General features: G+C 36.1%; 13 protein-coding genes and 2 tRNA genes. 4 read left to right on the top strand and 11 right to left on the bottom strand.

The annotated features are described in order from the left end of the window. Positions 1-24 precede the first annotated feature (24 nt). The 9 genes from FJA49_RS05680 to porX all read right to left on the bottom strand — a co-directional run bounded on the left by FJA49_RS05680 (position 25) and on the right by porX (position 7,769). Positions 25-1,563, bottom strand: a complete 1,539-nt coding sequence (locus FJA49_RS05680; protein WP_139999763.1) for a serine-rich family protein — start codon at positions 1,561-1,563, stop codon at positions 25-27. Between the two features lie 455 nt (positions 1,564-2,018). Next, positions 2,019-2,092: transfer RNA gene (locus FJA49_RS05685), tRNA-Val, on the bottom strand. Between the two features lie 13 nt (positions 2,093-2,105). Continuing rightward, positions 2,106-3,266 carry a hypothetical protein gene (locus tag FJA49_RS05690; RefSeq protein WP_139999765.1) on the bottom strand — a complete coding sequence of 387 codons (1,161 nt, stop codon included), beginning with the start codon at positions 3,264-3,266 and terminating at the stop codon, positions 2,106-2,108. Positions 3,267-3,406: 140 nt separating this feature from the next. Then, the gene (locus tag FJA49_RS05695; protein ID WP_139999767.1) at positions 3,407-3,784 is read right to left on the bottom strand and encodes a hypothetical protein; all 378 of its coding nucleotides are present in this window, start codon (positions 3,782-3,784) and stop codon (positions 3,407-3,409) included. Between the two features lie 145 nt (positions 3,785-3,929). Continuing rightward, positions 3,930-4,004: transfer RNA gene (locus FJA49_RS05700), tRNA-Val, on the bottom strand. 60 nt (positions 4,005-4,064) lie between these two features. After that, complete coding sequence (locus FJA49_RS05705) at positions 4,065-4,451, bottom strand: DUF4258 domain-containing protein (protein WP_139999769.1); 387 nt, start codon at positions 4,449-4,451, stop codon at positions 4,065-4,067. A gap of 28 nt (positions 4,452-4,479) precedes the next feature. Further along, entirely contained in the window at positions 4,480-5,673 is a 1,194-nt protein-coding gene (locus FJA49_RS05710) for an alanine dehydrogenase (RefSeq protein ID WP_139999771.1), read from the bottom strand. 122 nt (positions 5,674-5,795) lie between these two features. Continuing rightward, entirely contained in the window at positions 5,796-6,203 is a 408-nt protein-coding gene (gene tsaE, locus FJA49_RS05715) for a tRNA (adenosine(37)-N6)-threonylcarbamoyltransferase complex ATPase subunit type 1 TsaE (RefSeq protein ID WP_139999773.1), read from the bottom strand. A gap of 12 nt (positions 6,204-6,215) precedes the next feature. Continuing rightward, positions 6,216-7,769 (bottom strand): T9SS response regulator signal transducer PorX, encoded by a 1,554-nt coding sequence (gene porX / locus FJA49_RS05720; protein ID WP_139999775.1) that lies wholly within the window; start codon positions 7,767-7,769, stop codon positions 6,216-6,218. A gap of 281 nt (positions 7,770-8,050) precedes the next feature. Here porX and FJA49_RS05725 point away from each other — a divergent pair, with 281 nt between their 5' ends. After that, positions 8,051-8,302 carry a hypothetical protein gene (locus FJA49_RS05725; RefSeq protein WP_139999777.1) on the top strand — a complete coding sequence of 84 codons (252 nt, stop codon included), beginning with the start codon at positions 8,051-8,053 and terminating at the stop codon, positions 8,300-8,302. Between the two features lie 84 nt (positions 8,303-8,386). On the opposite strand, the gene FJA49_RS18395 is transcribed toward FJA49_RS05725, so the two are convergent. Both FJA49_RS18395 and FJA49_RS05730 read right to left on the bottom strand, forming a co-directional pair. Next, positions 8,387-8,530, bottom strand: a complete 144-nt coding sequence (locus FJA49_RS18395) for a hypothetical protein (protein ID WP_158629448.1) — start codon at positions 8,528-8,530, stop codon at positions 8,387-8,389. 176 nt (positions 8,531-8,706) lie between these two features. Next, entirely contained in the window at positions 8,707-9,027 is a 321-nt protein-coding gene (locus tag FJA49_RS05730; RefSeq protein WP_139999779.1) for a hypothetical protein, read from the bottom strand. 171 nt (positions 9,028-9,198) lie between these two features. On the opposite strand from FJA49_RS05730, the gene FJA49_RS05735 reads away from it, so the two are divergent. The 3 genes from FJA49_RS05735 to FJA49_RS05745 are packed head-to-tail and all read left to right on the top strand — an operon-like array spanning position 9,199 to position 12,892. Continuing rightward, positions 9,199-10,437, top strand: coding sequence for an HD domain-containing protein (locus tag FJA49_RS05735; protein WP_139999781.1), 1,239 nt, complete (start codon positions 9,199-9,201; stop codon positions 10,435-10,437). A 30-nt stretch (positions 10,438-10,467) separates the two neighbouring features. Continuing rightward, positions 10,468-11,511, top strand: a complete 1,044-nt coding sequence (lpxD, locus tag FJA49_RS05740) for a UDP-3-O-(3-hydroxymyristoyl)glucosamine N-acyltransferase (RefSeq protein ID WP_139999783.1) — start codon at positions 10,468-10,470, stop codon at positions 11,509-11,511. Then, positions 11,504-12,892 carry a bifunctional UDP-3-O-[3-hydroxymyristoyl] N-acetylglucosamine deacetylase/3-hydroxyacyl-ACP dehydratase gene (locus tag FJA49_RS05745; protein ID WP_139999785.1) on the top strand — a complete coding sequence of 463 codons (1,389 nt, stop codon included), beginning with the start codon at positions 11,504-11,506 and terminating at the stop codon, positions 12,890-12,892. The genes lpxD and FJA49_RS05745 overlap by 8 nt, the downstream gene beginning before the upstream one ends. Positions 12,893-12,897 lie beyond the last annotated feature (5 nt).

Consider the following 12,897-nt stretch of genomic DNA (forward strand, 5'->3'; position numbering starts at 1 on the left):
GTGTCTTTAATGTTAAACGAATATTTAATTTCTCTCTGATAAGATTTTTACCTGTTTCGTAAGCTCTTCTATTTTCTTGTTCTGCTCGATCAAATAAAGTGTGAGTTCTTCGATTTTTTCTTGTTGTATTTTAGCTATTTCACCCAATTCAATACCTTCTTCCGCTACTTTTGCTGCAGAAGGAACGTTTGGCAGGTGGCCGTTTTCTTTGATAAAAGTCTCAACTTCAGCCAATGGCTTTAACTGATACTCAGGAGCAAAGACATAATCTGCCCATGCCGACATAAGATTGACTCTTACCTCTTCCGTCAGGATGCCTCCTTTTACGAACAGCTTGTAGTTGGCCAAGCTTACTGCTCCAGCTGTTGCAGGGAAAGTATCTGGTGTTGCATATGTGTTGATTCCCCCAATGCCTACTTTTCCGGTTGAAAAATCGCCATAGATTAGCGTAGTCGCCGCATTGTTTGCGATATGCAGCTTATTGCTGGCTTGTTCGAAATACCCGGCACTATTGCCTAAAAACACGTTACGCGAACCAATCTTGCTATCGTGTCCCGCACTTGCTCCAATATAAGTATTGCCTTCACCAGTTGAATTCAAAAACCCGACCCCGCTGCCTACAAAAGTGTTGGACGAAGTTGTTGTATTGAATCCTGCCACAAAACCGACAAAGACGTTGTCAATAGCCGTAGCGCTTTTATATCCCGAACTGGCTCCAACAGATACGTTTTGTGAGCCGGTAGTGTTACCGTAGCCGGCATTAAAGCCCAGGTAGCTATTCTGGAATCCGCTCGTGTTTAGGCGGCCTGAATCGTATCCGTAAAAGCTATTTTCACTGCCCCCTATATTGGAATATCCTGAATTGTTTCCTGCAAAGGTATTGGCATATCCCGATGTGTTTGAGCGTCCCGAATCATACCCGTAAAAGCTATTGCTCCATCCCGTATTGCTATATCCGGAATTGTTTCCTGTAAAAGTATTAAGCGCCCCAGTGATGTTGCTAAATCCGGCATATGTCCCGGAAAAAACATTTCCATACCCGGTCGTATTATTCTGGCCTGAATAGGCACCGTAAAAAACATTACCGTCTGCTGTATTATAGTACCCCGATTTATAGCCGCTGAACACGTTATGCTCACCCTTTATGTTGGAATATCCTGCTGACCAGCCTGTAAAAACGTTATTGCTTGCCTTGGAAGAGTTATAGCCAGAGTAGGCCCCGGTAAATACATTGTAGTTTCCTGACGTGCTCTTAAATCCGGAAGAATAGCCTGTAAACACGTTTTCGCCTCCCGATATGTTGCTCACGCCCCCAAGCGCACCCAAGAACGTGTTCTTTCCGCCACCCGCATTGGCCATTCCGGCCTGGTATCCAAAAAAGGAATTGGCACCTCCCGTGTTTGCAGAACCGCCAATAAGGGATCCGACTACCGTATTCTGGGTAGAGGGAGGGGCCACGTTTCCGGTTCCTAAAGTTCCAGTTCCCACTACCGTGTTTTGCGCCTGTGCACAAAATGCGCCTGAACAAAGTGCCAGCGCCACTAATCTAATTTTTGCATTCATAAATAATATGGATTAAGTTAAAATGTTTAAAATTTATGGCATTAAATAGGTCGTTGTACTAATGGCTATATGGCAATTAGGGTTATTTATACTGGGGGATGTGCTTACTTATACTTAAATTTTTAATATGCTTTGCTTCATTGAGTTATGACGAATCATGACCAATGAAATAGTTTTTAAATGTATCAAAATTTAATAATAAAAGTAAGTTTTTTATCACAAATTAAAACAGTAAAGTAATAAGTGGTTCTATTTGGGAATAAGTGGAGGGTTTTTGCGGATAACTGGTAAAATGGATAAGGCTTATTTAAACTAATGGGGCTATCGATGAAAATAATATTGAAGAAAAAGATAGGAGAGAAGGGAAGTGATTTTCGATATAAATAAAAAAGCCGGTTTCTATTGAAACCGGCTTTTTGTTGTTTATCTTTTTGCTAGGACAAGATTAAAATCTGTGGGTCATACTGGAATCGAACCAGTGACTTCTACCCTGTCAAGGTAACACTCTGAACCGCTGAGTTAATGACCCTGTTAGCTACCATTTATTTTATTATTTCTTGTAATTCCGTCAGTAGTTCCTTCTTTGCCTTTTCTGTGTAAAAATCGGAATTAGCCAAAGATTTCTTGAAATCTTCAACCGTTTTATTAGGATTATGTTTTAGTTTAATTTGAGCATTTAGTATGTATAAGTAGCCTTCCGAAAATTTAGGGTAGGAAGCCATCAAAATCTGCCAAGCTTGAATAGCCTTATCATATTGTTTTTCATTGTAAAAATGCCATCCCTTACCATTTAAAACACCAAGTGAAAAATTTAGCTTGGTTCCATAGTTTGATAAAATCTCTTGGTCAAGAGAGGTCTTGATATTTAAATCGTTTTGCGTAATTGACGAATATTTTGCCTGAATAGCTGACCATTCTTCAAATATTTCATAAAGTGCCGTGCTTACAAATAAACCCGGTGTAGCATTATGACCGGCTTCTTTAAAACGAGACCCTTTACTATCTAAAAAAGGATTAGGGGTACGTTTACTCAAACCGGAATCCATTTTAATGAAATCTTCTGGGAAATCGTTGCCTATAGCAAAACGATAATATTTTTTAGAATTATGTGAGCGTTTATTTAATTTGCTAATTGAATCCGTTAAGTCTATATTTTTCTGGGTAAAAAATGGACTTATAGAGATGACGGCGTTCAAATCATTTATTCTGGAATTAAAAAGTGATGTTGTGAAATAACCATATCTTGAATGGCCAATCAATAACCTAAAAGGTGCAGCCTTATATTCTTTTTCGGCAAGTGGAATAAGTTCGTCAAAAATGAATTTTTCATTCTCTGAAGCAAGCCCGCTTGGATCAGAAATTTTATATTGTGTTTCAATATAACGATAACGCTGTTCCGATTGTATGCTAATTATTATCGAGGATGGTATTAGCTCATTACTTGTGAGGTAATCAATTGTATTAATTATATAATTATGGCTTCTTTGATTTTGCTTGTCAAATACAATAATCAATGGGAATTTATTTTTTAACTCATTTTGCCATTCTATTGGAACCAATACGGAAATGTCTTTTTTAAATCCGAGATATTTAGAAGTTATGGTTGTATCCTTTAATTTTTTATACCTTTCGTAGTTTTGCGCATATAGACTTATGGTCAGTGAGTTAAAAATAAAAAGGAATACAAAGGCTTTTTTAGTCATTCGGGTTTGTTTAATGGCAGCTAGCTTATAGATGCCTGCTATTTAAATAATGCATATCTAACCCTAAGATGTATATATGCGGTATAGGGTATTTACAATAGTACACAAAAAAACAGAAATAACATGTGAATATTTTTTCATTATTGTTTGATAAATTCCGTTCCGGAGTAACCGCGTAATGTATCTCCAACAATTCTCATTGTATCAAAATCAACAAGCATATAATCCTCAGTTCTTCTTTTGATATAGATGTAATTATCTTTCTTGGAATATTTAAAAGATTTTTTATAACCATTATTCCTATGGTTTGAATCCTCTGTATAATACAGAACATCGTCTTTAGAAAATTCAAGAACCCCATATGTTGTTGTCGTTTCACCACCACCATCCGAATATTCAGCACAACTTACTCTTTTTTCAACGAATTTTTCAATCCCAAGTATTTTATATCGGAAAAGATAGATTACCACAACAGCAATTAAAAGAGATAAGATAAACATTAATGTTTTTGACTTCATTTGAATATTTAATTTTCTATAAATTTTACAGCGTTGTAATCAAACAGTTTTATAAAATAGCATGCAATAACTAAATAATGCTATGTCTATATTGTACCAAAGAAAAAGCCTCACTAGGAAATCCTTGTGAGGCTTGAGTTTTCTGTGGGCGATGAGGGATTCGAACCCCCGACCCTCTGGGTGTAAACCAGATGCTCTGAACCAACTGAGCTAATCGCCCTGATTGCGAGTGCAAATATACACGAACTATTTGTATTTGCAAGGCTTTTGCCTGCTTTTTTTAATCTTTTTTTATTTCGTTCAGAAGGACCTTATCGGAATAATTAACCATGGAAACCGTAATTGGTTCGCCTTTAGTGTTTTTGCCTTTTATAAAATAAATTTTTCCTCCTTTGAATGGCTCATTACTTGTTGAGAAATCAACATCACCATATTGCATACAGTTTTTAATATCCTGCAATGTCACCCAATTTTCTTTTAAAGTGGCTTCTGATTCCGGACTATAATGAAGCGGCTTCTTTCTCAAATCCTGAAGTACGCGGCAGTTTGGCAAATAACAAAAACTTACGTTTCTGGATTCGGCTTTGGCCTGAAGAAAATAAACGACAATTATAGTTCCTAGTAATAATCCCCCCAGATAATAGGCGAGGCGTTGTGAAAATTTCATTAGAATTGATTTTGGCGCAAAGATAAGATTAAAAAACAATTAAATTGATGTCGCTTCCCGGCAAATCAAACCAATCTGCTATGGTTTTATTCGTCAGTATGCCGTGGTAGAAGTAAACTCCGTTTTTGAGTCCTTTGTTACAGCGGATAGCACTTTCAATTCCTCCATCTTCAGCAATCTGCAATAGGGAAGGCGTGATGATATTACTGATAGAAAGCGAAGCAGTTTTTGAATAACGGGAAGGTATGTTGGGTACACAGTAATGGATTACGTTATTCTTGATAAAAGTAGGCTTTTCATGTGTAGTGACCTCAGAAGTTTCAAAACAGCCTCCGGTATCAATACTAACATCTACAATTACAGCACCTTTTTTCATGTGTTCGACCATAGTTTCTGAAACAACTACCGGGCATCGATCCTTGCCTTTCATGGCGCCTATAGCTACATCACATCTGCGTAAAGCTTTTAATAAGGATTTGGGCTGTATGGTCGAAGTGAAAATTCTCTGGTTCAGGTTATTCTGCAGCCTGCGTAGTTTTGTAATAGAATTGTCAAAAACTTTTACGTTGGCTCCAAGGCCTATGGCCGTTCTTGCAGCAAATTCAGCTACTGTTCCTGCGCCTATAATAACAACTTCAGTAGGAGGTACGCCAGTAATATTACCAAAAAGAAGTCCTTTCCCAAATTGATTGTTGATCATTAATTCGGCTGCAATTAAGATAGAACCGGTTCCAGCAATTTCACTTAATGATTTTACGGCAGGATAGGAGCCATCGTCATCTTTTATAAATTCAAATGCAAGAGCCGTAATTTTTTTCTTGGCTAAGGCTTCAAAATATTCTTTTTTACGAGTTTTGATTTGTAGAGCAGAAATAACGAGTGAATTGCTGTTCATCATTTCAATTTCCAGCAATGTCAAAGGCTCTACTTTTAATACCATCGGACAGTTGAATACTTTTTTAGTATCCTGTGTAATTTCAGCACCGGCACTGCTGTATTCCTGGTCACTATAACTGGAACTTTCTCCAGCTCCGGCTTCTATCAAAATTCGGTGTCCGTGAGAGGTTAACGTATTCACTGCATCAGGTGTCAGACAGATTCGGCGTTCCTGATAAGAAGATTCTTTAGGGATTCCAATGAACAGGTCGCTTTTTTTGCGTGCAACTTCCAGCTTTTCCTCTTGAGGAATCAACTGCTGTTTTGTGAAAGGTGTGAATGACATATTTCCTGCTGTGTATTAAAGGTCTAAGTTAATAAAAAGTTATGAAGTCGCAAGATATCAGTACTATAAAAATTAACAACCCTGGCAGGGTTATTAAACCCTGCCAGGGTGAGTTGTAAAAATTATTTTAAAATTAGTTTTCTTTTCCCGTCCTTTTCAACCTTTATAGTAATAATTGAATGTTCGGTAGGAATAAGATTTGGGATTTTTTCTGCCCATTCTATAAAACACCATTCTCCTGAATAAAGATATTCATCGATTCCCATGTCATAGGCTTCACTTTCGCTATTCAAACGATAAACATCAAAATGATAGACAATTTCACCTCCGTCGGTTTCATATTCGTTAACTAAAGAAAATGTCGGACTTGAAGTTGCATTGGAAACACCCAAAGCTCTTGAAAGAGCTTTGATCATGGTTGTTTTTCCGGCTCCCATATCCCCGTGAAATAATACGACCTTATGAGGTTTTTGTAATAATATTTTTTGAGCGACTTGATTGATTTCGTCAAGCGTAAATTGTATTTCCATAAAGTAAAAATTCTATTTTGGGTTGAATACCAAAAACGGAATGATCATTTCCTCAAGCGATATTCCGCCATGTTGATAGGTATTTCGGTAATAGCTGACATAGTGGTTGTAATTGTTCACATAGGCCAGGAAATAATCATTTTTTGCAAAAATATAAGAACTGCTCATATTAATTGCAGGCAGCTGTACGCTTTTTGGGTCTTTTATAGCAAAAACATCCTTTTCTTCATACGTAAGGCTTCTTCCTGTTTTATAACGAAGGTTTAGGCTGGTGTTCCTATCACCAATAACTTTTGATGGATTTTTTACGTTTATCGTACCATGATCGGTTGTCAGGATCAAACGGAAGCCCAATTGCTGAGCTTGCTGTATGATTTCTAAAAGAGGCGAATTTTTAAACCAGCTTAGTGTAAGAGAGCGATAGGCTTTGTCATTAGAAGCCAATTCTTTTACGACATCCATTTCGGTTTTAGCATGCGAAAGCATGTCCACAAAATTATACACAACTGTAACGAGGTCGTTGTTTTTCAATGTCTTGAAATTGTCGACCAGTTTTTTTCCTCCGGCAAAATTGGTAATCTTAAAATAATCCTGCTTGATATTCATTCCGAGGCGTTTTAACTGTTCAGTCAGGAATTCCGCTTCATATAGGTTTTTACCTCCGTCTTCTACGTCATTCTTCCAGTATTGAGGATATTTTTTTTCCATTTCCAAAGGCGTAAGTCCAGAAAATATGGCATTTCTGGCATATTGTGTAGCCGTTGGAAGAATAGAGAAAAATGGTGTCTCCTTTTCCAGTTTATAATGGTTGCCAACCACGCTTTCAAAAGCTTTCCATTGGTCGTAACGCAGGTTGTCAATAACAACAAACAATGTAGGACGGTCTTTCTTCTTTAATTCCGGGAGAACCAGTTCTTTAAAAAGAGTATGGGATAAGGTTGGCCTGTCTGCATTTTGCAAAAACCAATCTTCATAATTACGCTCTATAAACTTCCCAAATTGTGAATTGGCTTCAACCTTTTGAGATTCCAGAATTTCAAACATGCTCTGATCGTCAATGTTTTCAAGCTCCAATTCCCAATACAGTAATTTTTGATACAATTCTATCCAGTCTTCGTAAGAATTTACCATAGCCAATTCCATAGAAATCTTTCGGAACTCTTTTTGGTAGTCTAGTGTAGTCTTTTCGGAAACAAGTCTTGTATGGTCTAGGTTTTTTTTCAGGCTCAGAAGAATCTGATTCGGATTAACAGGCTTGATAAGATAATCTGCAATTTTGGAGCCTATGGCTTCCTCCATGATGTACTCTTCTTCACTTTTTGTGATCATAATGATTGGAGTGGCAGTCTTTTTTTCTTTCATTTCTGAAAGCGTTTCTAAACCGCTCATACCAGGCATATTTTCATCAAGAAAAACAATATCAAAATTGCCTTCTTCAAAGATATCCAGAGCATCCCGGCCATTATTGCAAGTGGTTACATCATAGTTTTTTTTCTCAAGAAATAGAATGTGTGGCTTAAGTAGATCAATTTCGTCATCAACCCAGAGTATCTTTATTTTGTCCATATTTTTCGGATAGTTTTATAGTAACAATTACATCGCAATTTAACACTTTTGTCTTTCGTATCTCTTAAAATTTATGTAAAAATAAACCAATAAAAACACACAGTTTCAAGGTCTGATTCGAAGATTTTGTTTTGTAATAACGAAAGGAGAAGGAAGCAATTGTGTTATATGAAAAAAAAGATGTAAATTATTGAAATATAATCATTTAATTTTTGTTTTTACTAAAATTTTATTAAATTTACGTTACTAAATTGCTTGTGTAACTTAACACTCTTACAATCATGGAAACGGACAGAAACAAAACAATTGAAGAATGGGATGTTGAATGGTTTGGCGGTAATCAGACCGTAGCCTACAATAACATGCAAAACCTGAAGTATCTTGAATCAGAAGAATTTAATGAAAAGGCAAAGATGATGTATGAAAAATCTCTTGAAGAAGATCATGTTGACTACAGGCCGCATTCTTTTACGAGATCCTCTCTGAGGACGCCAGAAGCCAGGGTAATCACAGAAAACACCCCTGACCGATAGCATTGACGGACAAGTTCGAAATTTTTCGGGCAAATTTATTTAGTTAGCGAATATAAAAACAAAAGGCTCATTCCGAGCCTTTTGTTATTTTGTAGAAGTACTGTCTATTACGACATTTTGACTTTCCTGGCTATCATTTGATGAGCCATCATCACAATTGCTACAGCCTGCTATAAAAGCCCAAAATAATAGGAGCAGGGTGCTAATGAGTTTCGCATTGTTTTTCATAAGATTTTGTTTTTGTTCAATTTCAAATTTTATAAAAATCGGGCAATTTTGTCTTATGTTTTAAATCTTTTTGTTACATGATTTTTGGTCTTTCATAAATTACATAAAGTAGGCGATATCAATAAAAAAAAGGTCTCCCGCACTACTAGGAGACCTTTTCTTCAATAAATAGAATTCTACTTATTCTTATTTTTTTTGATTTTCACGCCCTTACTACTGTCTTTTGTAACAGGGGCTGTTTTATCGGGATTTACTATTGTATAATTTTTTGATTGCCCTTTATCTTTAGCTTCTTTTTCTGCTTTGAGATTCTCTTCATTTTTCTTTCTTTCAGCATCTATTTTAGCGGCCCTTTCCTGCTGAATTTCTGTACTTCGAGGTGGTTCCTGCTGTATTTTATCTTGTATGTCTGCTTGTGGATTGTCGTCTTTATCGATTTGTGCCGAAGCAAAACCAATACCTGCAAAAAATGCAACGGCTATAAATATCTTTTTCATGATTTCTTTTTTTAGCTTTTCTATACTTAAAATTACGGTTTAAAAACAACTTCCCGAAGTTTAGAGTTCCAATTAACGGCAATTTAACGGCATATATTAAATAGTGTTAATTATACTTTTTAGTTAAAAAATGGCTAACTTGCTTATATTTGTACTCCAATTTTAACAACAGTGAGCTATACCAACAAACTGAAAATATTTAATGATCCTATTTATGGGTTCATCACGATTCCGGATACACTTTTATATGATTTAATCCAACATCCTTATTTTCAGAGGCTTCGTAGGATTTCGCAAATGGGATTGTCTTATTTGGTATATCCTGGAGCACACCATACGAGATTCCATCATGCTTTAGGTTGTATGCATATTATGCAGAAAGCTGTCGAAGTACTTCGCTATAAAGGTGTTGTTATTTCAAACGAAGAAGAAAAAGCATTATACATAGCCATTTTATTACATGATATAGGACATGGGCCGTTTTCTCATGCTATGGAACATAGTATCGTAGAAAACGTAAACCATGAAGCCATTTCGTTATTGTTTATGAATAAGCTTAATGAAGAGTTTGACGGGCAGCTTACTTTGGCAATACAGGTTTTTAAAGGCGAGTATCATAGAAAGTTTATGCTGCAGCTAATTTCAAGCCAATTGGACATGGATAGGATGGATTACCTAAAAAGAGACAGCTTTTATTCTGGCGTTGCAGAAGGAAATATCAATTCTGACCGATTAATCCAGATGATGAATGTGGTTGATGATGTTTTGGTCATTGAAGAAAAAGGAATCTATTCTGTTGAAAAATTTCTGATGGCCAGGAGACTGATGTATTGGCAAGCTTATTTGCATAAAACAAGCTTGGTGGCTGAAAATATGCTTGTAAGAGTATTAAAAAGAGCAAAGGAATTATCTCAAAAAGGAATTGTTTTGCCATGTAGTGAACCTTTGCTGTATTTTATGCAACACAAAGTAGAACTAATCGATTTTGATGATACTGTTCTTGAAAAATTTTCACAGTTAGACGATACTGATATTGTTGCGGCCTTAAAAGCATGGCAGAATCACAGCGACTTTATATTGAGCAATTTAAGTAAGATGATTGTAAATCGGGACTTATTGAAAATCAAGCTTAATAGCGAAAAATATACGCCTGAAGATGTAGAAGAGTTAAAATCAAAGCTGACTAATTTTTACAGGATATCACAACAGGAAGCTTCCTATTTTATATTTAAAGGAAAAATTAAAAACCAGGCTTATAATAAGGATGTTGAGCCTATCAAAATTTTAAAAAAGGACAGGACGATAGAAGATGTTGTTGAAGCTTCGGATCAGCTCAATCTCAAGGCGCTTTCTAAGCCTGTAACCAAATATTTTATTTGTTTCCCAAAAGTACTTGCGGAAAATTCATAAATAAAATCAAATTTTTATATTTTTGTCAAGATGAAATTCACAGCAGAACAAATAGCAGGTATTTTAGACGGTGAAGTAGTAGGGAATCCCCATGCGGAAGTTTATAAATTGTCAAAAATAGAAGAAGGTTCCGAAGGATCCCTGACATTTTTGGCAAACCCTAAATACCTTAATTATATTTATACCACTCAAGCAACGATCACGATTGTAAATACTACTTTTACTCCGGAATCTGAAATTGCTACCACACTTATTAAGGTGGAAGACGCCTATAAATCTTTTTCAAAATTATTAGAATATTACAATCAGGTGAAGCTGATGAAGTCTGGTATTGAACAGCCTTCCGTAATTTCTGAAAACGTAACCTATGGAGAAAACCTTTATCTGGGAAGTTTTTGCTATATTGGCAAAAATGTCAAAATAGGGGATAACGTTAAGATATACCCTAATAGTTTTGTAGGAGATAATGTAACCATTGGTGATAATACGATACTTTTTGCAGGTGTACGTGTCTATTCCGAAACAGAAATTGGCAAAGGATGCACAATCCATTCAGGAGCTATTATAGGTTCTGATGGTTTTGGTTTTGTGCCAAATGAAGAAGGAATTTACAGTAAAGTGCCGCAAATTGGTAATGTTATTATTGAAGATAATGTAGACATCGGTTCCTGTACAACCATTGATAGGGCTACATTAGGTTCTACTATTATTAAAAAAGGTGTTAAGCTTGATAACCAAATCCAGATTGCGCACAATGTTGTAATTGGTGAAAATACAGTTATAGCATCGCAAACAGGTGTTGCAGGCTCTACCAAAATAGGTAATAACTGCATTATTGGCGGTCAGGTAGGTATAGTGGGACATATTACTATAGGTAACGGTGTGCGTATTCAAGCACAATCAGGAGTGGGTAAAAACCTTGCTGATGGAGAAACAGTTCAGGGTAGTCCTGCATTAGGCTATTCCGATTTTAATAAATCGTATGTTCATTTCAGGAATTTGCCTAAAATAGTATCAGACATAGAAGCCTTAAAAAAACAAGTAACAAACGAAAATAGCATAAACAATGGTTAAACAGAAGACCATCAAGAATGAAATCTCGCTAACAGGCGTGGGATTGCATACTGGTAAAGAAGTAAAAATGACTTTCAAGCCTGCTCCGGTAAACAATGGTTTTACATTTGTAAGAGTAGATTTAGAAGGCCAGCCTATTATTGAAGCAGATGCCAACTATGTAGTAAATACACAGCGTGGCACCAACTTGGAGAAAAAAGGAGTAAAAATCCAAACTTCTGAACACGTATTGGCAGCATTCATTGGTTGCGATATCGATAACGTTATTATTGAATTGGATGCTTCTGAACCGCCAATCATGGACGGATCATCAAAATTCTTCGTTGAAGCAATTGAAAAAGCGGGAATCGAAGAACAAGATACAGAGCGTAAAGTATATGTTGTAAAAGAAGTTATTTCATATACTGACGAAGCTACCGGAAGTGAAATTTTGGTAATGCCATCTGATGATTATCAAGTAACCGCTATGGTTGATTTTGGTACTAAGGTTCTAGGTACCCAGAATGCTACGATGAAAAGTATTTCTGATTTTAAGACAGAAATTGCCGATGCAAGAACTTTTAGTTTCCTTCACGAATTAGAAGCATTGCTTGAAAATGGACTGATAAAAGGAGGCGACCTAAACAATGCTATTGTTTATGTTGACAAAGAAATTTCTGAAAGCACTATGGAAAATCTGAAAGTGGCTTTTGGAAAAGAAAAAATCTCGGTAAAACCAAACGGGATTTTAGATAACCTGACCTTGCATTATCCAAACGAAGCAGCTCGTCACAAACTACTTGACGTTGTTGGAGATTTGGCTTTAATCGGAACCAGAATTAAAGGAAAGGTTATTGCTAATAAGCCGGGGCATTTTGTGAATACGCAATTCGCTAAAAAAATGTCTAAAATCATCAAAATTGAACAAAGAAATCAGGTACCTGTTTATGATTTAAATCAGGAACCGTTGATGGATATTCACAAAATCATGAGCATTTTGCCTCACAGACCTCCATTTTTGTTTATCGACAGAATTATTGAAATGTCAGATACGCACGTGGTTGGTTTGAAAAATGTGACAATGAACGAAAGTTTCTTTGTTGGACATTTTCCTGGAGCGCCAGTAATGCCAGGTGTTATCATTGTAGAAGCGATGGCACAATCAGGTGGAATTTTGATTTTGAGTTCTGTTCCGGATCCTGAAAATTACCTAACTTATTTTATGAAAATTGATAATGTGAAATTCAAGCACAAAGTTTTGCCTGGAGACACATTGATTTTCAAATGTGATTTAATTTCTCCAATCAGAAGAGGAATTTGTCACATGCAAGCGAATGCTTATGCCAATGGAAAATTAGTGGCTGAAGCAGAATTAATGGCGCAAATCGCTAAAATTAACTAAAAAGA

It is taken from the genome of Flavobacterium microcysteis, from assembly GCF_006385255.1.
In the GTDB taxonomy this organism is placed as follows: Bacteria; Bacteroidota; Bacteroidia; order Flavobacteriales; family Flavobacteriaceae; genus Flavobacterium; species Flavobacterium microcysteis.